The 20,742-nt window shown below is 65.5% G+C and carries 23 protein-coding genes; 13 read left to right on the top strand and 10 right to left on the bottom strand.

What is annotated here, in order from left to right:
• Positions 1-21: 21 nt before the first annotated feature.
• Positions 22-1,041, bottom strand: a complete 1,020-nt coding sequence (locus AC1DP9_RS12475; protein WP_092301388.1) for a sigma-54 interaction domain-containing protein — start codon at positions 1,039-1,041, stop codon at positions 22-24.
• Between the two features lie 408 nt (positions 1,042-1,449).
• Here AC1DP9_RS12475 and AC1DP9_RS12470 point away from each other — a divergent pair, with 408 nt between their 5' ends.
• From AC1DP9_RS12470 to AC1DP9_RS12450, 5 genes are all read left to right on the top strand, one after another.
• Positions 1,450-2,853: a sigma-54-dependent transcriptional regulator gene (locus AC1DP9_RS12470; protein WP_477107509.1), complete on the top strand. Its 1,404-nt coding sequence runs from the start codon at positions 1,450-1,452 to the stop codon at positions 2,851-2,853.
• A gap of 133 nt (positions 2,854-2,986) precedes the next feature.
• A complete protein-coding gene (locus tag AC1DP9_RS12465) occupies positions 2,987-3,796 on the top strand; it encodes a sensor histidine kinase (RefSeq protein WP_477107508.1) in 810 nt (269 codons plus the stop codon).
• Between the two features lie 177 nt (positions 3,797-3,973).
• The gene (locus tag AC1DP9_RS12460) at positions 3,974-4,378 is read left to right on the top strand and encodes a hypothetical protein (protein ID WP_255370989.1); all 405 of its coding nucleotides are present in this window, start codon (positions 3,974-3,976) and stop codon (positions 4,376-4,378) included.
• 99 nt (positions 4,379-4,477) lie between these two features.
• Positions 4,478-5,104 carry a hypothetical protein gene (locus AC1DP9_RS12455; protein WP_092301382.1) on the top strand — a complete coding sequence of 209 codons (627 nt, stop codon included), beginning with the start codon at positions 4,478-4,480 and terminating at the stop codon, positions 5,102-5,104.
• 58 nt (positions 5,105-5,162) lie between these two features.
• A complete protein-coding gene (locus AC1DP9_RS12450) occupies positions 5,163-5,642 on the top strand; it encodes a PRC-barrel domain-containing protein (protein ID WP_092301379.1) in 480 nt (159 codons plus the stop codon).
• 64 nt (positions 5,643-5,706) lie between these two features.
• Here the strand turns inward: AC1DP9_RS12450 and AC1DP9_RS12445 are convergent, their stop codons facing one another.
• Positions 5,707-6,057 carry a BON domain-containing protein gene (locus tag AC1DP9_RS12445; protein WP_092301376.1) on the bottom strand — a complete coding sequence of 117 codons (351 nt, stop codon included), beginning with the start codon at positions 6,055-6,057 and terminating at the stop codon, positions 5,707-5,709.
• A 215-nt stretch (positions 6,058-6,272) separates the two neighbouring features.
• Between AC1DP9_RS12445 and AC1DP9_RS12440 the strand changes: the two genes are divergently transcribed.
• The 5 genes from AC1DP9_RS12440 (at position 6,273) to AC1DP9_RS12420 (ending at position 10,886) form a co-directional block, all read left to right on the top strand.
• Positions 6,273-6,773, top strand: a complete 501-nt coding sequence (locus AC1DP9_RS12440) for a low affinity iron permease family protein (RefSeq protein ID WP_441645098.1) — start codon at positions 6,273-6,275, stop codon at positions 6,771-6,773.
• A 76-nt stretch (positions 6,774-6,849) separates the two neighbouring features.
• The gene (locus AC1DP9_RS12435) at positions 6,850-8,037 is read left to right on the top strand and encodes a DUF3182 family protein (protein ID WP_477107507.1); all 1,188 of its coding nucleotides are present in this window, start codon (positions 6,850-6,852) and stop codon (positions 8,035-8,037) included.
• Positions 8,024-8,992: an alpha/beta hydrolase family protein gene (locus AC1DP9_RS12430; RefSeq protein WP_441645096.1), complete on the top strand. Its 969-nt coding sequence runs from the start codon at positions 8,024-8,026 to the stop codon at positions 8,990-8,992. The genes AC1DP9_RS12435 and AC1DP9_RS12430 overlap by 14 nt, the downstream gene beginning before the upstream one ends.
• Positions 8,993-9,130: 138 nt before the next feature.
• A complete protein-coding gene (locus tag AC1DP9_RS12425; protein WP_477107506.1) occupies positions 9,131-10,219 on the top strand; it encodes a DNA topoisomerase IB in 1,089 nt (362 codons plus the stop codon).
• A gap of 88 nt (positions 10,220-10,307) precedes the next feature.
• The gene (locus AC1DP9_RS12420; RefSeq protein ID WP_477105624.1) at positions 10,308-10,886 is read left to right on the top strand and encodes a hypothetical protein; all 579 of its coding nucleotides are present in this window, start codon (positions 10,308-10,310) and stop codon (positions 10,884-10,886) included.
• Here the strand turns inward: AC1DP9_RS12420 and AC1DP9_RS12415 are convergent, their stop codons facing one another.
• Both AC1DP9_RS12415 and AC1DP9_RS12410 read right to left on the bottom strand, forming a co-directional pair.
• Positions 10,887-11,540: a ParB-like protein gene (locus tag AC1DP9_RS12415; RefSeq protein ID WP_441592566.1), complete on the bottom strand. Its 654-nt coding sequence runs from the start codon at positions 11,538-11,540 to the stop codon at positions 10,887-10,889.
• A 10-nt stretch (positions 11,541-11,550) separates the two neighbouring features.
• Positions 11,551-12,165 carry a BON domain-containing protein gene (locus AC1DP9_RS12410; protein ID WP_255370986.1) on the bottom strand — a complete coding sequence of 205 codons (615 nt, stop codon included), beginning with the start codon at positions 12,163-12,165 and terminating at the stop codon, positions 11,551-11,553.
• 262 nt (positions 12,166-12,427) lie between these two features.
• Here AC1DP9_RS12410 and AC1DP9_RS12405 point away from each other — a divergent pair, with 262 nt between their 5' ends.
• The 3 genes from AC1DP9_RS12405 to AC1DP9_RS12395 are packed head-to-tail and all read left to right on the top strand — an operon-like array spanning position 12,428 to position 14,458.
• Complete coding sequence (locus AC1DP9_RS12405) at positions 12,428-13,285, top strand: SDR family oxidoreductase (protein WP_092301356.1); 858 nt, start codon at positions 12,428-12,430, stop codon at positions 13,283-13,285.
• 50 nt (positions 13,286-13,335) lie between these two features.
• Positions 13,336-13,827: a hypothetical protein gene (locus AC1DP9_RS12400; RefSeq protein ID WP_477107505.1), complete on the top strand. Its 492-nt coding sequence runs from the start codon at positions 13,336-13,338 to the stop codon at positions 13,825-13,827.
• 10 nt (positions 13,828-13,837) lie between these two features.
• A complete protein-coding gene (locus AC1DP9_RS12395) occupies positions 13,838-14,458 on the top strand; it encodes a ParB-like protein (RefSeq protein WP_477107504.1) in 621 nt (206 codons plus the stop codon).
• Positions 14,459-14,545: 87 nt separating this feature from the next.
• On the opposite strand, the gene AC1DP9_RS12390 is transcribed toward AC1DP9_RS12395, so the two are convergent.
• The 6 genes from AC1DP9_RS12390 to AC1DP9_RS12365 all read right to left on the bottom strand — a co-directional run.
• On the bottom strand, positions 14,546-14,734 hold the full coding sequence (locus AC1DP9_RS12390) for a DUF3008 family protein (protein ID WP_092301347.1): 189 nt from the start codon (positions 14,732-14,734) through the stop codon (positions 14,546-14,548).
• Positions 14,735-14,746: 12 nt separating this feature from the next.
• Positions 14,747-14,905: a DUF3309 family protein gene (locus AC1DP9_RS12385; RefSeq protein ID WP_477107503.1), complete on the bottom strand. Its 159-nt coding sequence runs from the start codon at positions 14,903-14,905 to the stop codon at positions 14,747-14,749.
• Positions 14,872-16,110 carry an SEL1-like repeat protein gene (locus tag AC1DP9_RS12380; protein ID WP_477107502.1) on the bottom strand — a complete coding sequence of 413 codons (1,239 nt, stop codon included), beginning with the start codon at positions 16,108-16,110 and terminating at the stop codon, positions 14,872-14,874. The genes AC1DP9_RS12385 and AC1DP9_RS12380 overlap by 34 nt, the downstream gene beginning before the upstream one ends.
• Positions 16,111-16,242: 132 nt before the next feature.
• Positions 16,243-17,499, bottom strand: coding sequence for a tetratricopeptide repeat protein (locus AC1DP9_RS12375; protein WP_092301344.1), 1,257 nt, complete (start codon positions 17,497-17,499; stop codon positions 16,243-16,245).
• Positions 17,500-17,502: 3 nt separating this feature from the next.
• On the bottom strand, positions 17,503-19,467 hold the full coding sequence (locus AC1DP9_RS12370; RefSeq protein ID WP_477107501.1) for a phospholipase D-like domain-containing protein: 1,965 nt from the start codon (positions 19,465-19,467) through the stop codon (positions 17,503-17,505).
• On the bottom strand, positions 19,464-20,742 hold a 1,279-nt coding region (locus AC1DP9_RS12365), incomplete at its 5' end, for a DUF2345 domain-containing protein (protein ID WP_477107500.1). The genes AC1DP9_RS12370 and AC1DP9_RS12365, both read right to left, overlap by 4 nt.

Genomic DNA, 20,742 nt, shown 5'->3' with positions numbered 1-20,742 from the left:
TTCAGCGGAGGCGGCGCGCCATTATCCGGCGCGATAGACATCCAGCCGGTTGTAGAGCGTCTTCAGGCTGATGCCAAGCGCCTTGGCGGCCTGCCGCTTGTCGCCGTCGAAGCGCGACAGCGTGGCCAGGATAATCTCCCGCTGGGTATCGGCCAGTGTCGTCCCCACCCGTACGCTGACCACGCCATCGACGGTCGTCGGCCGCATCGGCTGGCTGGCGAGATTGGGATTGCCGATTTCCACGAGTTTATCGGCCAGAATATAGGCGCGATATACGGAATTCTTCAGTTCGCGCACATTGCCGGGCCAGTCATAGCGCACCAGCCGTTCGAGCGTGCTGGCCGAAAATGCTTTCTCGGTCTGCTCCATGGCGTTGAATTCGGCCAGGAAATGGCGCGCCAGCGGGACGATGTCCTCGGTGCGTTCGCGCAGCGGCGGAATATGGAGCGGGAAGACGGCCAGGCGGTACAGCAGGTCTTCGCGCAACTGGCCGTCCCGGACGGCCTCCATGGGGTCGCGGTTGGTGGCGGCCAGGATGCGGACGTCGCTCACCAGCAGGGTGTCGCCGCCCACGCGGTGGAAGTTACGGCTTTCCAGCACGCGCAGCAGCTTGATCTGCATCTCCACCGGCATTTCGGTGACTTCGTCCAGGAACAGCGTGCCGCCCTGGGCCTGCTCGAAGTAGCCGGCCTTCTGCTCCAGCGCGCCCGTGAAGCCGCCTTTCTCGTGGCCGAACAATTCGGATTCGATCAGCGTGGGGGCGATGGCACCGCAGTTGACCGCCACGAACGGGCCGCCGGCGCGGCTGCTGCGCTCGTGCACGGCGCGCGCCACCACTTCCTTGCCGCTGCCGCTCTCGCCCACCGCCAGCATCGTCACGTCCGTCCCCGCCACCCGGTTGAGCTGGGCGATCAACCGCTGCATGGCTGGCGCGGTACTCTCCCAGAGCAGGGAGACCTGCCCGGGCGCGGCACGGCGGCCCGGCGCGCGCGGCGGGGGCGCCGAGGAACGTGCGGATGGAAGCGTCGCGGTGGTGGACACGGGTGGCAGTGTGGCCGCCTGCGCCCGCCATCCCAGGAAAGTGGGGGAAGGGTGCCGACGGCGTCGGATTGGTCAATGATGTTTTAATGCTATCCGGTCGCGCTGCGGGTGGCTACATCCCATGCCGCCGTCGCGGAAAGGTCCGACACCTGTGTCAGACGGACACTGGCATATCGGCCAAGCGCCTGTAGCTAGACTTCAGCGTATCTTGCCGCCTGTGTTGCCCCTGTGCCGCCCGTTGCACGGCGAGACTTTTGCCAGGCGGTTTGCCGCCGCGTAATCTCAGTAGTATCTGAAGCGCCGCAGCACCCTGCATCCACCGAACCGAAAGGCCAACGGGCTCATGAGAATCAGACTCCGGACCGATTTCCGACAGGAATCCCGCGCCAACGGACGCCAGCGCAGCCTATGCCACACATCCTGATCGTAGACGACGACGAAAACGCCTGCGCGGCGCTGGCAGAAATTGTCGCGATCGAGGGGTTTTCCTCCGCCACCGCCGGCAACCTGCGCGAGGCGCGCCTCCAGATAGGCTGGCGCATGCCCGACGCGGTGCTGGCCGACCTGCGCCTGCCCGATGGCAGCGGCATGGAGCTGTTCGAGGAAGTCGGCTCGTCCGGCGTGGAAGTCATCCTGACCACCGGCTACGCCAGCGTGGAGAGCGCCGTGGAGGCGCTGCGCCTGGGCGCCACCGACTACCTCGTCAAGCCGATCAACGTCACGCGGCTCCAGACCGTCCTCAAGCGTATTGCCACCACCGGCGAGCTGAAAGCGGAGATCCATTCGCTGCGCGGCGAGCTGCGCCGCTATGGCCGCTTCGGCCGGCTGCTGGGCAGTTCCGAAGCCATGCAGGCGGTCTATGACCAGCTCAGCAAGGTCGGCCCGACCGAGGCCACCGTGCTGCTGATTGGCGAGAGCGGCACCGGCAAGGAACTGGCCGCGCAGACCGTGCACGAACTATCCCCGCGCCGGCGCCAGCCCTTCCTGGCCGTGAACTGCGGGGCGATCTCGCCCACGCTGATCGAAACCGAGATGTTCGGCCACGAGCGCGGCAGCTTCACCGGCGCCGACCGCCAGCACAAGGGCTATTTCGAACGCGCCGACGGCGGCACGCTGTTCCTCGACGAAATCACCGAGATGCCGCTGGAGCTGCAGGTCAAGCTGCTGCGCGTGCTCGAGACCGGCACCTTCATGCGCGTGGGCACCAACCGCGAACAGCATGCCGATGTGCGCGTGCTGGCCGCCACCAACCGCAACCCCGAGGAAGCCGTGGCGGAGGGCAAGCTGCGCGCCGACCTGTACCACCGGCTGAACGTGTTCCCGATCGAACTGCCGCCGCTGCGCGCGCGCGGCGACGACGTGGTGCAGATCGCCAACACCATGCTGGAACAGCTGAACGGCGAGCAGGGCACGCAACGGCGCTTTGCCGCCAGCGTGCTGGAGAGCCTGCGCATGCACGCCTGGCCTGGCAACGTGCGCGAGCTGCGCAACTTCGTGCAGCGCGCCTACATCATGGCCGACCAGGATGTGATTACCGAGGTACAGATTCCGCTCCAGGTGGCGGCGGCGCCCTCGGCCGGTACGGCCGTTGTCTCGGTGCCGGTGGGCATGTCCCTGGCCGAGGCGGACCGCCAACTGATCTTCGCCACGCTGGAGCAGTGCTCGGGCGTGAAGAAGCACGCGGCGGAGATTCTGGGCATCAGTTTGAAGACTTTATACAACCGGCTGGAAGACTATGCGGCCAAGGGCGAGCTGCCCGAATGGCTGCGCGCGTCGCGCAATGGCGACTCCAGCCCGCCCGCCGCCTCGTGAGGGCGGGCGAGTGCAGGCTGCGTGACAGGGAATCCACGGCGCCGGACTTGTCGGCGCATGGTTCTTGCATGAGGACCGTGATTGGCGGCTTCCTTTCGATTCACACGCTGACTGAGCAGACCTGAAAATGGCCATGGCCGACGCACCCAGCCCCACCCCAAAACCCGCGCACGACGGCGCCGCCGCCGGGGATCGCGCGTTCCCGGCCGTGCGCAGCATTGGCGAGGTGGCCGCGCTGATCGAGCAGGCGTCCCATGACCTGCGCTCGTCACTCAACGCGATCCAGAGCTGGGGCTACGTGCTGGACCGTTCGATCGATACCCCCGCCCCCCCGGCGCAGCGCGCGCTCGACGGCATCCGCTCCGGCATGCAGCAACAGCTGGCACTGATCGAGGAAATGGAGGAGGCCGTGCGCCTGCTGGCCGACGAGCGCAAGCCGGAGTGGGAAACCACCGACCTGCGCGACGCCGCCGAGGAAGCCATGGGCGACAAGCGGGCGGCGGCCGAAGCGCGCGGCGTGACGCTGGGCTCGATCGAATGCCAGAGCCCCGGCGGACAGGACTTCTGCGTGCAGGGCGATGCGCTGCGGCTGGCGCCGCTGCTGCGCCATCTGCTGATCCATTGCATCTGGCGCGCGCCGACCGGCGGATCGGTGCGCGTGCACCTGGTGGCCGAGGCCGAGTACGTGAAATTCCGCATCTCCGAAAGCCCGCCGCTGGACCGCTCGCGCGGGGCCTCCCGGCTGGCCGTGCTGACCGACTTCTTCGGGCGCAGCGTGGCCGAGGCCGGCGCCCACTCGCCCCGGCAGAGCACCGCGCTGCTGCTCACGCGGCGCATGGTGGAACTGCAGGGCGCCCAGCTGACCGCCGAGAATGACAACTGCGACGCCGACAATGTCAGCGTCTGCATCGCCGTGCGCATCCCCCGCCAACCGGCCGCCTGATCTCCGCGCCCGCCCCGCCTTCCGGCATTTTTTACCGCATCCAGCACAATCTGCACCGTCCGCCGCCCGTCAAAGCGGCGTCGATGGCCCATGGGCCGCTGGCCCACCGTTTGCATGGTTATCCGTGGAGCCCCGCCATGAGGGGACCCGAACTCGATACCCAACAGGAGAGATGCCATGCACAAAGCCCACGCTTCCAAGGGATCGCAAAGCCCCTTCCCGACCTCTGCCAATCATCCCGCCGCGCCTGCAATCACTGGCGCCGAGAAGGCGGATGGCAAGCACGAGAAGGACAAGCCGAAAAAGAAGACCTATCAGGCCGCCGTGGACGACTCGCTCGATATGACCTTCCCGGCCAGCGACCCGATTTCGCCGAGCGCGGCGATGCATGCCGAGAAGAAGACCACCACCAAGCGCGACGATGTGGACTGGACCCTGAAGAAGGGCAGCGAGCATCAGGCCGCCAGCGGCAAGGCCGCTGCCGAAAGGAAGGGAGCCAGCGACAAGGCGGCCGATAAGGCGGGCAAGTCTGGCAAATCCGCCCACAAGGACAAGAGCACGGCCAAGTCGGGCAAGAAGTAATTCGGACGCCAGGCGGCCCTCCCTTTGGATGGCCGCTTGTGATTCTTCGTGCGCCCCGGCACGCCTGTACCGCATCAACGCTTTGAACGGAGCATCCCTATGTCTACGATCATCGCAGGACGATTCGATACGTTTGACCACGCAGAGACCGCCGCGGCCCGTTTGCGGGCCAAGGGGCTGAGCGAGCAGGATCTCAGCCTGTTCTATGTGAACCCGGCCGGCCAGCACGCCACGTTCCCGATCGGGGGCGACCAGGCGGTGGATCCGGCCGCCCGGCAGACCGGCAAGGGCGCCGGGCGGGGCCTGATGATTGGCGCGGCGCTGGGTGCGGCCGTGGGGATCTGCCTGGCCGCCGCCGTGCGCGCGTGGTTCGCCACGCCGCCGCAGCCGTGGGTGTTCGTGTTGATCCTGGCGATTGCCACGGGCGTGGGCGCCTATGGCGGGTCGTTGATGGGCGCGTTGTCGATGACCCGCACCGGCCAGCGCGATCCGCGCACCGGCGAGGTCCGCATGCGGCATGCCGGCGTGCTGCTGGCCGCGCATGTGTCGCCCGACAACACCGCGCTGGTGGCCAACGAGTTGCGGCAGGGCGGCGCGGAAGACGTCGAGCGCGCCGAAGGCCAGTGGCGCGATGGCCGCTGGGAAGATTTCGATCCGCTGGCACCGCCCGTGCCGGCAGGACAGTTGACCGGGGAAGATTCAGCGCGCGCGCGGCAGCGGCAGTAAGCGCCGCGCGGTTTTTTCCATCACCATGCCTTTCACCCTTTCACAAAAAGGAGCAGCCATGCAACGCATCGACAACACGCCAGAGCCGCCCGGCATCCCGCCCGGCGGCCCCGGAACGAAGGGCGCGGCCATTATCGGCGGGGCGGAACAGCACAGCGCCGGGCCGGGACCGTTCGTGATGGCGTCCGACACCCTCGAAGGCAACAAGGTAGTGGACCCTTCGGGCGAGGAGATCGGCACCATCGACCACATCATGCTCGACGTGCTCGGCGGCCGCATCGCCTATGCGGTGCTGGCGATGGGCGGCTTCCTCGGCATCGGCGAGAAGCTGCACGCGCTGCCGTGGTCTGCGCTGACGCTGGACACGCGGCGCAAGTGTTTCGTGCTGGGTGTGGAGCGCGAGCGCATCAAGGCCGCGCCGGGCTTCGACAAGGAGCACTGGCCGACCATGGCGAACTCGCAGTGGGCTACCACGATCCACGAGTACTACGGCATTTCACCGTACTGGGAGAAGGATCGCTACGATCCGTGGGCTTGAGGCCCGTACCGATGAAAACCGGCGCCCTGGGGCGCCGGTTTTTTCGTTTGAGGGAGGGAAGGGTTCAGACCTTGTGGTTCACCTGCCCCGAGGGTTTGCTCGACGGGTCCGCGCGCATGCCACTGGCCTGCGGCTGGCCGGCCGGCTCCGGGGGCGGCGGCACCCGCGTGGTGAGCTGGTTCGACACACCGAGAATCCCCGGCGGCGTGGCGGCGGCCTTTTCCAGCCGTTGCGACAGGTCGATGTCCTCCACGCGGCCCGTCAGCGTGACGCGCCGGTCCACCACGTGCACGGCCACGCCATCGGGCATGTCACCGCCGCACGCTTCGGCGATGCATGTGCCCACGCGTTCGCGCAGCAATTCGTCGTCTTCGTCTGGACTGGTCCGGGCGGTGTCCTGGGTTTCCGTCTGCATGGCGCTTCCTTTCGCTGGTAACAAGAGTCCTGCATGACCGTGCGACGCAATCGGCATGCCTGCGGCGCCACAGCGCAGGCGCCGCCCAAGCCGGCGCCGTCTTGTAAAAACGACGCGTCACAACGCGCCGACAGCCTTGTAGGACACCGCCGGCTGATCAGGCGGCGGTCCGCTCTCTACAATGTAGACAGTCGTGCGTTCCGCAGGAGCCTTTCATGAAACAGCGCCGGATGATGCATCTGTTCGATCACTTCGCCGGCGCCGCCACGCGCCACGCGGGTTCCCCGGCGGCCTTCGTGCTGGCCGTGCTGGTGGTGGTGGTCTGGGCGCTGACCGGCCCGATCTTCGGTTACTCGGAGACGTGGCAGCTGATCATCAACACCGGCACCACCATCGTCACCTTCCTGATGGTGTTCCTGATCCAGCAGAGTCAGAACAAGGACTCGATGGCCGTGCACCTGAAGCTGAATGAGCTGCTGGCATCGAGCAAGCCGGCGAGCAACCATCTGATCTCGATCGAGGAACTCGACGAGGACGAGTTGCGCCAGCTTGTGCTGTTCTATCGCCATCTGGCGGAACTGGCGGACAAGGAGGGCGGGGTGAAGTGCAGCCACTCCCTGGACGATGCCAACGAGAACCATGCCGCGAAACGGCGCGCGCGCCACGCGCGGCGTCAAGCGGATGCCGCCCCGGCCGATGCCGAGCCCGCCACCTAGCTGGCATGGATCTGGCTCGGCTTGGCGGCGCATGCCCGGTGCGTTCCGGGCACGTCTGTTCCCTGAGGAGACCATTTTGGCCACCCCGGCAACTCCGAATCCCGCAGTTACGACGGCATCCAACGAGCCGGCGCCGCTGGCCCAGCCACGCGAGGTGCGCGTGGTTGTCTACGGGCGCGCCGATTGCGACGACCCGGCGAGTCATCCGGGCGTCACGCTGCGGAACATCGCGGAGCGCGTGGCGGCCCTCGCGGGTTTCCGCTACGCGGGCAGCTACGACGCCGTGACCCACGGCGCGGCGGCGGACCGTCTCTACTTCGTGCCGGCCGACACGCTGACTGGCATCGACAGCGCCCGCCAGCTCGGCATCGACAGCCTGCATGACCTGCTCGGCGGCGTGGTGCCGCACGACTTCGTCGGCACCAAGGCGATCTCCCACGGGCTGATTTCTCCCGATGCAAGGGCGCCGGAGGGCTGGAGCCATGACTTCGGCGCGCGCATCGAGCCCTACGTCCTGCCCGGCTACACAGCGTTCTCGGTGGAGGATGCCCGGCGCGCCGGGCAGGCCATGCTGGGCGAGGGCAAGGTCCGTGTGAAGGAGCCGTGCGGCATCGGCGGACTCGGCCAGCAGGTGGTGGCGAACGCGGCCGAACTGGACGCCGCGCTGGAAGCGCTGGACGCCCGGCGGATCGAGTGCGAAGGCTTGGTGCTCGAACGCAACCTCGAGGGCGTGACGACGTTCAGCGTCGGTCAGCTGGAGGTGGGCAACCTGCGCGCGAGCTACTGCGGCACCCAGGGCCTCACCCGCAATCACGCCGGCAAGCTGGTCTACGGCGGGTCCACGCTGCGCGTGGTGCGGGGCTCGCTGGAAGACCTGTGCGCGCATCCGATCGAGGCGCACCTGCGCGAGGCCGTGCAGGCCGCGCTGGCCTATCACGCCGCGGCGGTGGAGTGTTTTCCGGGCACGATGGTGTCCCGCTGCAACTACGATGTGGCGATGGGCACCGACAACGGCCGGCAGCGGCTCGGCGTGCTCGAACAGTCATGGCGCGTGGGCGGCGCCACCGGGGCCGAACTGGCCGCGCTGGCGGCCTTCCAGACCGACCCCCAATGCGTGCGGGCCACCGCCAGCACGCGCGAGATCTATGGCAGCGACGTATCCGTGCCGCCCGGCGCGGACGTCTATTACCAGGGAGAAGACCGCAACGTCGGCCCGTTGACGAAGTACGCAATTCTGGAGTCCAGTTCTGATGGCCACACATGAGGAATCGTTACAGGTCCATACCGATGGCGGTACCATCGCCGGCACGCTGATCACGCCGGCCACCAAGCTCCCCGGCGTGCTGTTCGTGCACGGCTGGGGCGGCAGCCAGCAGCAGTACCTGGCGCGTGCGCGCGAGGTGGCCGGCCTGGGCTGCGTCTGCATGACCTTCGACCTGACCGGTCATGCCGGAACCGCCGCGCAATACGAAACCGTCAGCCGCATGCGCAACCTGGCCGATGTCCTGGCTGCCTATGACGTGCTGGTGCGGCACCCCGAGGTGGACCGCAACGCCATCGCCGTGGTGGGCAGCAGCTACGGCGGCTACCTGGCCGCCGTGCTCTGCGAACTGCGCCCGGTGCGCTGGCTGGCCCTGCGCGCGCCGGCGCTCTACATGGATAGCGGATGGGAGTCGCCCAAGCGGCAGCTCCACCACGACCAGGATCTCGTGGCGTACCGGCGCAAGGTGGTAGCCCCCGATACCAACCGGGCCCTGCGCGCCTGTACCAACTTCAAGGGCGATGTGCTGGTCGTGGAATCGCAGCATGACAGCATCGTGCCCCACGCGGCGGTGCTCAGCTACGTGGACGCCTGCTGCGAGGCCTGGTCGATCACGTACCGGGTACTGAAAGGCGCCGACCACGGTCTGTCGACAGAGGACTGCCAGCGTGCCTATGGCAAGTTGCTGGTGGGATGGCTGCGCGAGATGGTGACCGAAGCGCGTACCGGCCCGGCGGTGGCGCCGCCCCGGCCAAGCACACCGTCCACCGTGAAGAAGGCAACGGCAACCGAATCCCCCGAATACACGGTGTCGCGCCAAAAGCCGCCCCCGCCGCGTGCCGATGCCGGCCTGGCGCCTGATGAGGACGACAACGAGACCGCCGTGGCGGCTGGCGATGCCGACGACGAGAACGACCCGCAGGTGATCGCGGCGTCGGCGCCGAAGGCACGCAAGTAGCGCGGGGCAGCGCGTGCGAGTCGCTTTGTAGCGATTGCAGGCCGTGTTGTTTCTGCCAGTCGCACCGGAAATTCTTGCAAAACCCGCATAAAGTGCGGTCGCCACTGGCTGGCATTGTTTGTGCGTTGGCGGACCCACATGAGCCCCGCGTCCGTCACCCCTTCGCCCGCAGCGACCGCCGAGCAAGCCGCCGACGCCGCGTTGCGTGCCGTGGGGCTGCGGCACGCCGACGACGGCGAAGCCGGCATCGCCCGGCGCCGCGCGGGCACGGGCTTCTACTATGCCGATGCCAAGGGCAAGCGCATCGAGGACAAGGCCACGCTCGCGCGCATCCAGGCGCTGGCGATTCCGCCGGCCTACGAGGCGGTCTGGATCTGCGCCGACCCCACCGGCCACCTCCAGGCCACGGGCCGCGATGCGCGGGGCCGGAAGCAATACGTCTATCACCCGGACTGGGCCGCGCTGCGCGACACCGACAAGTACACCCGCCTGATGGCCTTCGGGCATGCGCTGCCGCGTCTGCGCGGGCGGCTGGCCCGAGATCTGGCGCGCAACGGCATGCCGCGCGAGAAGATCCTCGCCGCCGTGGTGACGTTGCTGGATGCCACCCTCGTGCGCGTCGGCACGCCGCGTTACGCGCGCCAGAATCGCACCTATGGGCTGACCACGCTGCACCGGCGCCATGTGGCCGTGCGCGGCAGCCGCCTGCGCTTCCAGTTCACCGGCAAGAGCGGTGTGACCCACGACGTGTCCGTCAACGATGCCCGCCTGGCCCGCATCGTCCGCAATTGCACGGAGCTGCCGGGGCAGCGGCTGTTCAAGTACAAGGACCCGGAGGGCGAGATCCGCGAGATCGGCTCGGTCGATGTCAACGCTTACCTGCAGGAGGTGACCGGCGGCGATTTCACGGCCAAGGACTTCCGCACCTGGGCCGGCAGCGTCCACGCGCTCGCGCTGCTGCGCAAGACCACGGCCGACAGCGAGACCGCGCGCAAGAAGGCCGTGACCGAGGTCATCCGCGAAGTGGCGCAGCGGCTGCGCAACACCATGGCCGTCTGTCGAAAATGCTACGTACACCCGGATGTGCTCGCGGCCTTCATGGATGACACCTTGCAAGCCTTGCCGGCCCCGCGTGCCGGCGTGCGCCTGCGTGCCGACGAAGCGCGCCTGCTGGCGCTGCTGGAGAGCACCTGTGCGCCGGTGGCGACGCCTCGCAAAGCAGCATGAGGTGAGCCCGCGTTGTCCGGCACGGCAATTGCATCGCTACGCCTACCAATGAATAACAACAGCGTAGCGAGTCTAGCAAGAGGCCAAGGTGGAAAACGCAGTCTTCAGTTGCCTGAGTATCGACGGCAGCCAGCAGGAAACGGTGCATCAGGACTTCCCGCAAACGGAGTCCATCGTTGCAGCCCTCAACAACCACAACCATCAAGAAGTGCCGATGCCACGGCTGGCCACGGTTCCCTGCAAGGGGCGCGGTGGCACGGTCCGGCCGCTACGCGGGCGGGATCTCCGGCAGGCGCGCGTGCTGATGCAGGCGTTGTGCGAGATGCGCCTGGACCTCGGCAATGGCGAGGGGCGCTGGGAGCCCTCCACGCTGGCTAGTCGGCAGATGTCGACGATGGCGCTCTGGCGCAACCGTGCACGCCATCTGTTCACGGAAGCGGAATGGGAAAGCGGCATCGAGGCCCGGCTCGACGCGGGCTTCCGGCAGGCCGGTAACGGCTGCCCGCGCGAAGCGGCCAACGAGTTCAAGCGGGCCTACTACCTGCTGTGCTGCGTGCTGACGCAGGCGCGCGACATGGCACGCCGGGGCGATGGCCCCGATCGCCGCGATGCCCCGCAGCCCGCCAAGACGCCGCGTCCTGATGCGCCGCTCGATCGCGGCGCCTGACTAGGTCTTTTTCTTCTTCGACGCAGCGCGCTTGCGGCATGGCCCGATATAGCCGGGCAGCCCGCGCGCCTTGGTGCTCAGCGCCAGTTGCACCGCGCGCGCCAGCGCGGTGGCAAAGCCGTGATGGGTGTCGAACGGCCCTTCGATGTGCTTGCGGAAGAAGTCGGCCCAGCGGAAATCCGGATAGGCGGCCTTGACCTTGCGATAGCCGCCGGCCAGCTGCACGAACGCCTCCAGGCTCCGATACGGATCGTCCCGCATGGCATGGATGTCCGGCGGCAGCGCCTTGATGGGCTGGCGCCGGCCCTGCTCGTCGTACGGGTGGACCATGTGGTTCTCGACCATGTACGCCCAGAACTTGCGCTGGGACAGGTGGCTCAGGTCTTCCCGCACGTGCGCCGGCACCATCTCCATGCCCATCTCATGCCAGGCACGCACCCAGTGGTGGTGATCCACCACGTAGAGCGTGTGCTCCGGGCCGAGCACCACGTGAACGCGGTGTTTGTCGAGAAAGCCGGGCAGATCGGCGTGCGACAGGCGCCGCGTGACATGAATCTTCTGCGCGACGTGGTAGCCGCCGATGGTGATCTGCGTGGGCCGCAGATGATCCATCGGCACCATCAGCTTTGCGCCTGCGCGCAGCAGTTTTGCCATGGGGGTGGCCTCAGCTCTTGTTCAGCGTGCGTTCGGGGGAGGTGGTGGCTTCGCCGGTTTCCGAGCCGGATGCCCAGCTACCGATGCTGTCGCGTTGGGCGGAGTCGGCTCCCTCGCCCGGCCGGCGCACGCGGATCTGGTTTTCCACGTCCTTCACGCCGTACACGGCATCGGCGATCTCCTCGACGATGTATTTCTGGCGCCGGTCTCCGACCGTGCCGCCGAGCTTGACCAGCCCCTTGTCGACATCGACGGTCACATCGGAGACGTCCACGTCGGGATGGTGGGCGAGGCGGTCGCACACATCGCCCAGCACCCGCTCGTCGGGCCGTTCGTAGTTCTTTGGCCCCACCGGGCGGCGGCTGCCGACACCGGTGCCGGAGAGCGTTTGCGGCCGCGTGGGATGTTCGCGATAGCCGGGATCGCCCGGATACACGCGTTGTGCACTGTTGAACGACTGTCCGCCGCTGCGGCTGTCGCCGTAGTAGCCAGCGCCGCCGTAGGTCGTATCGCCGCGCCAGTCTTCGCCCCATTCCTGTCCCCAGTCCTCATGCGTCGGGCTGGCCGGCTCGGGCTTGGCGCGGCCCGTGCGGCTGGCACCGCGGTCTCCTCGGAAATTGAACATGTCGCGCTCCTTGCGGTTCGGTGTTCGCCAAGCCGCAAGTTCCATGCCGCGCGGAGGCCGGTCGGGGCCGTACCCGCGCGATGTGCGCGATGCGAGTCGCGCGCGGCGCCGGGTGCAATCCTTGCCACACGTTGTAACCGTTACGCGCGGCGAGGGCGCCAGCCGCCTAATCTTCCCTTGCGGGCGGGCCACGGCGCGCGGCATGGAATTTGCGCAGACCTTGCCTATATCCAATTCCGATCCCCTTCTCACAGGTATTGCCATGGCTACACCCAAGCAGGTACCGCCCCAGCACCAGGAACATCAGCCAGGCCTGGAAAGCGAGATGGAACCGCGCCCGGATAGCGGCGCCGACGACTACGTGGGCAGCGGGCGCCTGGAAGGCAAAGTGGCGCTGGTGACCGGCGGCGACAGTGGCATCGGCCGCGCCATCGCCGTGGCCTACGCGCGCGAGGGCGCCGACGTGGCCATCGCCTATCTGGACGAGCACGGCGACGCGAAGGAAACCGCCAGCCTGATCGAGCAGGCTGGCCGCCGGGCGCTGGTCATCGCCGGGGATCTGGCCGAGGTCAGCCATGCCGACGCCGTGGTGGCCCAGACCATCAAGCAGTTCGGCCGGCTCGACATCCTGGTCAACAACGCCGCCGAGCAGCATCCACAGGATTCGCTCGAAGACATCGACACCAGCCAGCTCGAAGCCACCTTCCGCACCAATGTCTTCGCCATGTTCCACGTCACGCGCGCCGCGCTGCCGCACCTGCAGAAGGGCGCGTCGATCCTGAATACGACCTCGGTGACGGCCTATCGCGGTAGCGGCCATCTGCTCGATTATTCGGCGACGAAGGGGGCCATCGTGTCGTTCACGCGCTCGCTGGCCCTACAGATCGTCAAGCGTGGCATCCGCGTCAACGGCGTGGCGCCGGGGCCGATCTGGACGCCGCTGATTCCGTCCACGTTCACTGAGGAAGAAGTGGCCAAGTTCGGCAAGAAGACGCCGATGGGGCGGCCCGGCCAGCCTTTCGAGGTGGCGGCCGGCTATGTGTTCCTGGCGTCTGACGCCGCGAGCTACATCACCGGCCAGATTCTGCATATCAATGGCGGGGAAGTGGTCAACGGTTGACCGCGCCCGCATCGATCGATAAATCGCGACGTATCGCAAGGGAGCCCATCATGTCATCCATCGTAGCCGGCCGGTTCGCGTCCATCCCGGACGCCGAGGAGATCGCCCAAAAGTTGTATGCGCGCGGGTTCTCGGTCTGGGATGTGTCGATCATGTCCGTCAACCCGGGCGGCGCCCGCCCGCCGGGCGTGCTGCTGGCCGCCCGCGCCAAGGGCGACCGCCGCGAGGAAGTGGCCGATGTGCTGCGCGAAGGCGGCGCCTGCGACATCGAGCGGGCGAGCGGCACCTGGGAAGGCGGCCAGTGGGCCGACTTCGATCCGAAGCGACAGCCCAAGCTGGTGGACACGCAGGAAGGCGAGTGCTGGCCCGCGCCGGCCGCCTCCCGGCAGTCCGGCCAGTCCGGACAGTCCAATGGCGAGGCCCGGCCCGCGCACGCCGGGCCGGTGGCCGAGGAGGCCGTCGCCGTGGACAGCACGGGCAACGAAGATCCGGGCAGCGAACTGGAGCATTACGTCGATCGGCAGGTATCGAGCCATAGCTGAGGCGCCCGCCATGGCCAAGACCGACACGGCGGACCTGGACACCCTGCGCCCCACGCAGCTGACGCTGGGCTTCTATCAGGTCCACGAGAAGATGGACGTCAGCGCCCAGCCGCGCGAGCCGGCCGCGATGCGCAAGTTCCTCCGCGAACACTGCATCCGGACCATCGCCGGGCCGGGTGGGGCGCTGTATATCGCCGATCATCACCATTGGGCGCGCGCGTGGCTGGAACTGGGCTGGCGCACGGCACCGGTCTGCATCGACGCCGATCTCAGCGACCTGTCGCCCAGCGCGTTCTGGAAGAAGATGCGCGCGCTCGGGCATGTGCATCCGGTGGATGAGCACGGCAAGCATCTGGACGTCGATGCGCTGCCCGCCACGGTGATGGGGATGCGCGACGACCCGTACCGCAGCCTGGCCGCCTTCACGCGCAACGCCGGCGCCTACCAGAAACCGGGCAATGCCTACGGCGATTTCAGCTGGGCGGGCTTCTTGCGGCGCCATGTGGAAGAAGACATGCATAGCATCGCCGGCTTCGCCCGCGCGATGACGCTCGCCATTCCGCTGGCGCGCAGCAGCAAGGCGCGCAGGCTCCCGGGATGGATTGGCCCCTGCGTGCCGCGCAAGAAGTAACCCCCCTGAAATGCCTCGTGCCCCTGCGGATAGGATCCGGCAGGGGCACGAGGTTCCGCGAGATGCGGCTGCGAGATGCGGCAGCGATCAGCTCTTGGCCTTGTGCGTCGGCTTGCCCTTTTGCTTGGTGCTGGCCATCTTGTCCAGCTCCTTTTCGCTCATGGACTTGTACATCGACTTGGACGCGCCTTTCAGCGCGCCAGCCTTGGTGTCTCCACGCTTGGCGGAGAGCGCCGCACCGGCGGCCATTTGCTGTGCCTTCGATTTCGCTGGCATGACAATCACTCCTTATATTCGGCCCAATACCACCAGCAGGACCACGATGAGAACGATAAGACCCAGCCCGCCGCTGGGCCAATAACCCCAGCCCGTGCTATACGGCCACRCCGGAAGCGCGCCGACGAGCAGCAGAATCAGAATAATGAGAAGAATGGTGCCGATACCCATGGCGTGCTCCTTGTTTCCCTATTGTTGTTCCGGAGGCGCAGCCCAAGCCTTGCCTCAGCGTTGCCTTGTAGATTCAGGGTAGAACAGCAGGCGGCACAACCAAGGCGGGCTAGGGCTGATATCGGTGTAGGAATTGGACGACTTTGGGTTATATAGGGTGGTTTCGCCTGCGTGCCCAATGCCGCCTTGGGCGGGGGCGGAATGGCCAGGCCCGTGGCGGGGTCGAGGTTCTTGGCCTTGCACGCGCGGAGGATCAGGTCGTCCGACGGTTTTGGCGGTGGTTCGGCGGCTTCCTGTTCCTTCTGCCACTGGAAGGTGCCGTCCCAGGGCGGAAGCTTGGCCGGGGGCAGGGGGACGATTTTGTCGATGTCGGGGAGCTTGGGATTTTTCCCGTCGAAGCGGCGGAACAGCTTCCGAATCTCACCATAGCGTCGGGAACGCTCGGAATCGTGCGGTAGTGCGAGATAGTTCATATCCGTTGGCGGAACTCCATTGAATCCTCCTTCTAGCGAAAGGGCCGACAACACATGCCCAAGGGCCACACCTTTCTGATACGCGATTGTCGCTTCTGGGTAGAGCTGGTCGGTCTGCAAATCTATTCCCAACGTGTTTGCCGCATCGCGGTGCCCTTGATCGGTGGCGCATTGGCGCATCCTTCGCGCGATATCCGGTGCCTTGTCCAGAGGATCGAGCAAGCCTGCCACGTATGCCTGAGCGTTGGCGTTACCAAGATCGGCGGCTTTGCGAAAGTACCGCAACGCCATTTCTCTGTCCTGTTTCAGGCCATAACCCAAGTTCAGGTAGTACCCAATGTCGTAATACCCTGACGGCACGCCTTCAGCGATTAGCTGTGCCGCCAGATCGACACTCTCCTTTTGTGCGAGAGGTGAAGACGCCAATCCGTGTGACACCAACTGCTGCAGGTTGTTATTGGCTTTGTAGTGACCGTGGGCCGCGGCGATCCGATAGTAGCGCGCGACTTCGTCGAAATCCTTCGGGCCGCGCCGCTTTTCCAGATGGCGTGCATACCGAAAGACTGCATCGGTCTCAGGGTCGAGGTGAGGCAGGCGTGCAGCTTCATGGACACATTCGAATGCAAGATTGGCGCGGACACTGGCCAGATCCGGGACGGTTCGCATAGGGGTCTCCTTTGAACATGCGATCGTCGTAAACGCCATGGCAAAAAACAAGGGAAAGGTTCGCATTTCAGTCCGGATCGGAGCGCTTTGGATCGTCTCGATAAGATTCGATCAATGAGGCCACCGGTGACTTCCATTTGTTTCGATGGTCTTTGTTTGTGCCAATACGGCTTTGGGTCATCAAGGGGCGCCGGTCGGTCAGGTTTCCTTGTCGTGGGCCACCAGTTTCCAGGTGACGGCCACGTCCTGATAGCGCAAGCCCAGAAAATCGTCGAGCCAGTCGAAGATGCGCCGGTTGGGGACGTAGAGCGCGGGCATCGTCTCGCCTTTACGGAAATGCCCGGTGGCGTCCTGTAGAAAGCTGAACCGGGTGGCGCGCCATGTTCCGGATTCGGGGCACGGTGTGCCGGTGTTCGCCTGCGTGCCCAATGCCGCCTTGGGCGGGGGCGGAATGGCCAGGCCCGTGGCGGGGTCGAGGTTCTTGGCCTTGCACAGGCGGAGGATGAGTTCATCCGACGGCTTTGGCGGTGGTTCGGCGGCTTCCTGTTCCTTCTGCCACTGGAAGGTGCCGTCCCAGGGCGGAAGCTTGGCCGGGGGCAGGGGGACGATTTTGTCGATGTCGGGGAGCTTGGGGTTTTGGCCGTCGTAGCGGTCTAGGAATTTGCCGATTTGCTCATAACGGCGGGAGCGTTCGGGGTCGGGAGGTAAGGCAAGATAGTCCATATCCTCTGGGAGAACCGGCTTGAAGCCGTACTCCAGCACCAGGGCGGCTATCGAATTTCCGGCGGCTACGCCCTTCTGAAATGCTTTTACCGCTTCCGCATACAGTTGGTCGCCCTGCAAGTTGGTTCCCAGCGCGTTTGCCGCCTCGCCATGTCCCTGATCGGTGGCGCACTGGCGCATGCTTCTCGCTATTGCAGGAGCCTTGTCCCAGCCTGCAAGCAACTCCGCAACGTAGACTTGTGCGTTGGCGTTGCCAAGGTCGGCTGCCTTGCGGATGTACCGTAGCGCCATTTCCTTATCTTGCTTGAGGCCATAGCCGAGGTTCAAGTAATACCCAATGTCGTAATACCCGGACGGCACCCCCTCCTCGATTAACTGCGCAGCCAGGTCGACGCTTTCCTTTTGCGCGAGCGGCGAGGAAGCCAAACCGTGTGAAATCAGTTGCTGCAGGTTATTGTTTGCCTTGTAGTGTCCATGGGCAGCTGCTACTCGATAGTAGAGAGCCACCTCATCGAAATCCTTTGGGCCGCTAAGCCTTTCCAGATGCCGAGCATACCGAAACAATACATCGGCCTCCGGATAGAGCGGAGGAAGACTTGCTGCTTCATACGTACATTCGAAAGCAAGATTCGCGCGGACACTGGCCAAATCCGGGACGGTTCGCATAGGGGTTTCCTTTGAGCAGGCGTTCGTTGCAAGTGCGATCGCGACGAGGGCGAAGGGGAGTCGCATTGTTCAGTCCAGGTGAGTACGTTTAGGATCGTCTCGATAAAATTCGATCAATGAGGCAACCGGCGCCCTTCCATTCTTCTGATGGTCCTTGTTCTTCGTAATGATCCGGGCCCACCGTCTAAACGCCTCCCTAATATCCTCCTGCGCCCCCTTTCCTCCCGTATGTATCCCCCACAACCGCTTCCGTAGCGGCCCCGTCACCCCCGTATGCTCATGGCAGATATTCAATTCACTATCCGCCGCCATGCTGCGGGTATTGATATTCGCCGAGCCCAGCGTCATGAACACATCGTCAATAATCATCAGCTTTGAGTGCACATACACGTGCTCCCATTTTCCGGGTGGGGAATCCGGCGCGACCAGCGTGCAGATGTGGACTTTCAGGCCGGGGATTTCTGACGGGACGATGGCCTCCTGGGGGGCTTTCATCTGATCGACCAGTTCTGCCTGTCGCTCTCGTGCCCGCCTCAGGTTCTCGATGGCCTCGGCCAGCTTCTTCGCGGTGACTTCGCTGTCCACGTATCGGCGCATTCCCTCGGCGCCCTGCATCGCTCCACGGGCCTGCTTATCCGCCGCGACCGCCTCGTCATATTCCTTTTGCAAGGCCTCGCGCCGCTTGTCCTGCCGTTCGAGTTTCGCCACATCGGGGATGGTGTCGGCGCGGCCCAGGGCCTCGAGCATCCGGTAGGTGTTCACCGTGCCGGGGCCGATGCCCTCGTCGCTCGCATTGGTGACGACAAACAGGTGGATGGGGCCATGCTCGCCCGGGTCGCGGCCCCAGGCTATCTGCTTTGCGGCGGCCGCCTTGATTTGCTCGGCCAATGGCGGAAAGCGGAAATACTGATTCTCGATATAGACAAAGCTGCAGGCGTTGTTGACCACCTGCAAATACATTTTCTCGATATCGAACTTGCCGTGTTCCGGCTGAGTCCTCAGCACCTGGGCCATGACCCGCACGCCGGTTTTGGGCAGCATTTTGAGCGCCGTCGCGGCAGGTTTCCGGGTGGTTTGCAGCGCTTCACCGGTGGCGCGGTCCCATGCCTCGCAGAAATTCTGGTTCAGATACCGGAGAACCGGGCCGGTGACCCGGCTTGAAATGTCCTGCCGTGGTGTCGCGCCATTCCGGCCCTGATCGCCCGAGAGACGCACCGCGCTATGGTCGTCCTTGTCCCAGTACGGGTCGAGCATGTTGTGGCCCATGACATAGCCAACTGCCCGGTCAGGCAATTCATAATCGACCAGCACCATTTTCTGGTGGTGCGTCGGCACGATCGCGCCCATGATGGCGCCGCCTTGGGCCTTATTGCCGGCAGAGCGCGTGTCGTCGGTCCCCCACAAGGCCGTGCGAAATGCGATTTCCAGCCGGTTAGACAGGCCAAAATCCCGCACGACAAATTCGACGTTGACCAGCTTCGGCAGCCCCAGCAATCCCGGCAGCTTTTCCATGACCTGCGATGGAACAGGCCCTTTGAATATCTTGGCGGTAGGGGAGGTGCGTGCTGCACGCCAATGCCAGTACCGGTTGAATTCCTTGGGATTGACGCGGGGATTGGGTGGACGCGAGAACCAGGGATGCTGATGCATGCGGTCAGGCAGGTTCGGCTCGTCGCCCATATCTGACATGCCGGGAATGCCCAATGCTTCGCCGCCCCAGCTAAGCAGACGGACCTTTACCCCGCGCTTTCCCGCTGCCTCGAGCAGGTCGCCAATACAAGGCGTGCCGCGCTCCCTGGCGCCGCGTTTGAAGAACATTGATGGCTGGAAGCCCCAACAGATAATGTCGACGGTCTTCTGCGCGGCGGAAATGGTGTCGTGGAGGTCGCCGAACGCCTCTTCGCCATTGACGAGGGGATGAAAGGTGCAGGGCTGAGGCGCATATTCGGCACGCTGGACGAACCACGGCAGCGTGATGAGCGCCCGATTGGTACGCGACAGAGCGATGGGCGTGGTAATGGGTTGTTGTCTCATACCTGATCCTCGGGTGTTGAGCCGAGCAGTTGGTCATAAACCTGGCGATGGACGGCGCGATCGGGCGCCTCGGGCGTTCCGGGTGCGGACTCGAAGAATTGAAAGCCGCGCGCGGCAAGTTCGCCGTTTTCGGCGTTGCCGCGATATTCCTCAGTAGTAGGAATGGCGTGGACCGCGCCGCCAGCCAATTGCAGTTCGTACTGCTTGGTGGCCATCTGATGGTCGATCGGAATGTCGCCTGTTTCGTCGATCACGCCCTGCCGGAACAGCACGCCTTCGGCAAACAGCTTGTACGGCATGCCGACAGGCAGCCGGGTTCTCGATGCCGGCGAGGCGCCGGTGTTCAGCGTCAGCGGGTGTGCGGGCAGAACGTTTGCCATTTCGGCGTGGATCTGCATCGAGGCGGGCGGGCGCTTAACCCACACCGCGCACTTTTCGAAGATGTCTCCCGGCGTTGCATTTTCGATCCCGCACTGCGTAATCCGAATGTAAGACCCGCCCGACCCAATCCACACCTCCTTGGCGGCCGACAGCACCAGCTTCCCGTCCGTACTGCTAATGGTGACGTCCTTAAGCGCCGCCAACTGCAACTCATCGCCCTGCGCCTGAATCTCGACCTTCCCGCCCGCCGCGAACAGTTTCATGCCGAGTTTCTGCGCGAACAGGGACACGGCGTCGCCGGCGGCAACGGTGAAGCGCTTGACCGCGCTGATGTCCGCATTCCCGCCCGCTGTGGCGATGAGATGGTTTGCCGCGCTGGTTTGCAGGTCCGCCCCGGACACCAGGGCGATACCAGCGGGCGCGCTGGCGAGCAGGCCGGCATCGCGGAGTTGCTTGAGGCTGTCATTGAGCAGGGCCTGCTGGCGCTCGCAGTCGGCGGCGAGGGCTTGTGCTGCCCTGGCGGTCTCGGCCAGTGCCTGGCTTTGCTGGAGCGCTTGTTCGAGCAGGCGCTGAGCCGGGGCCATGTCGAGTTGCTGTCCGCTGGCCTTTGGCTGGTCATCGGCGGTGATGAACAACCCCTTGCCGCCCCGGATGGCCCCCCAGCCAGACGTCCTGAGTTCGAACCCCTCCCCCCGCCGCTTCCACTTCCCGTCGACCATATGGCCAAGCGTCAGCTGGGATTTGCCGGAATGCTCGGTGGACAGCTTGACGTGCTCCTGTCCCTCCCAATCCTCGAATTCGAGCTTGTTGTCGCTCTGCGTGCGAATAACGTTGCGGGATAGCCAACGATCCTGATTGGTAATCAGATCCGTCTGGCGACTGTTATGGTGGGTG

This window comes from Cupriavidus sp. 01L43 (assembly GCF_056399925.1).
This window is presented reverse-complemented; position numbering and strand designations above follow the sequence as displayed.

What these genes read in the sequence shown, in the direction of transcription:
- AC1DP9_RS12470 (WP_477107509.1), top strand. Translation starts at nt 1,450, where the DNA reads ATGCCACACATCCTGATCGTAGACGACGACGAAAACGCCTGCGCGGCG.
- AC1DP9_RS12465 (WP_477107508.1), top strand. Translation starts at nt 2,987, where the DNA reads ATGGCCGACGCACCCAGCCCCACCCCAAAACCCGCGCACGACGGCGCC.
- AC1DP9_RS12460 (WP_255370989.1), top strand. Translation starts at nt 3,974, where the DNA reads ATGCACAAAGCCCACGCTTCCAAGGGATCGCAAAGCCCCTTCCCGACC.
- AC1DP9_RS12455 (WP_092301382.1), top strand. Translation starts at nt 4,478, where the DNA reads ATGTCTACGATCATCGCAGGACGATTCGATACGTTTGACCACGCAGAG.
- AC1DP9_RS12450 (WP_092301379.1), top strand. Translation starts at nt 5,163, where the DNA reads ATGCAACGCATCGACAACACGCCAGAGCCGCCCGGCATCCCGCCCGGC.
- AC1DP9_RS12445 (WP_092301376.1), bottom strand. Translation starts at nt 6,057, where the DNA reads ATGCAGACGGAAACCCAGGACACCGCCCGGACCAGTCCAGACGAAGAC.
- AC1DP9_RS12440 (WP_441645098.1), top strand. Translation starts at nt 6,273, where the DNA reads ATGAAACAGCGCCGGATGATGCATCTGTTCGATCACTTCGCCGGCGCC.
- AC1DP9_RS12430 (WP_441645096.1), top strand. Translation starts at nt 8,024, where the DNA reads ATGGCCACACATGAGGAATCGTTACAGGTCCATACCGATGGCGGTACC.
- AC1DP9_RS12425 (WP_477107506.1), top strand. Translation starts at nt 9,131, where the DNA reads ATGAGCCCCGCGTCCGTCACCCCTTCGCCCGCAGCGACCGCCGAGCAA.
- AC1DP9_RS12415 (WP_441592566.1), bottom strand. Translation starts at nt 11,540, where the DNA reads ATGGCAAAACTGCTGCGCGCAGGCGCAAAGCTGATGGTGCCGATGGAT.
- AC1DP9_RS12410 (WP_255370986.1), bottom strand. Translation starts at nt 12,165, where the DNA reads ATGTTCAATTTCCGAGGAGACCGCGGTGCCAGCCGCACGGGCCGCGCC.
- AC1DP9_RS12405 (WP_092301356.1), top strand. Translation starts at nt 12,428, where the DNA reads ATGGCTACACCCAAGCAGGTACCGCCCCAGCACCAGGAACATCAGCCA.
- AC1DP9_RS12400 (WP_477107505.1), top strand. Translation starts at nt 13,336, where the DNA reads ATGTCATCCATCGTAGCCGGCCGGTTCGCGTCCATCCCGGACGCCGAG.
- AC1DP9_RS12395 (WP_477107504.1), top strand. Translation starts at nt 13,838, where the DNA reads ATGGCCAAGACCGACACGGCGGACCTGGACACCCTGCGCCCCACGCAG.
- AC1DP9_RS12390 (WP_092301347.1), bottom strand. Translation starts at nt 14,734, where the DNA reads ATGCCAGCGAAATCGAAGGCACAGCAAATGGCCGCCGGTGCGGCGCTC.
- AC1DP9_RS12380 (WP_477107502.1), bottom strand. Translation starts at nt 16,110, where the DNA reads ATGCGAACCTTTCCCTTGTTTTTTGCCATGGCGTTTACGACGATCGCA.
- AC1DP9_RS12375 (WP_092301344.1), bottom strand. Translation starts at nt 17,499, where the DNA reads ATGCGACTCCCCTTCGCCCTCGTCGCGATCGCACTTGCAACGAACGCC.
- AC1DP9_RS12370 (WP_477107501.1), bottom strand. Translation starts at nt 19,467, where the DNA reads ATGAGACAACAACCCATTACCACGCCCATCGCTCTGTCGCGTACCAAT.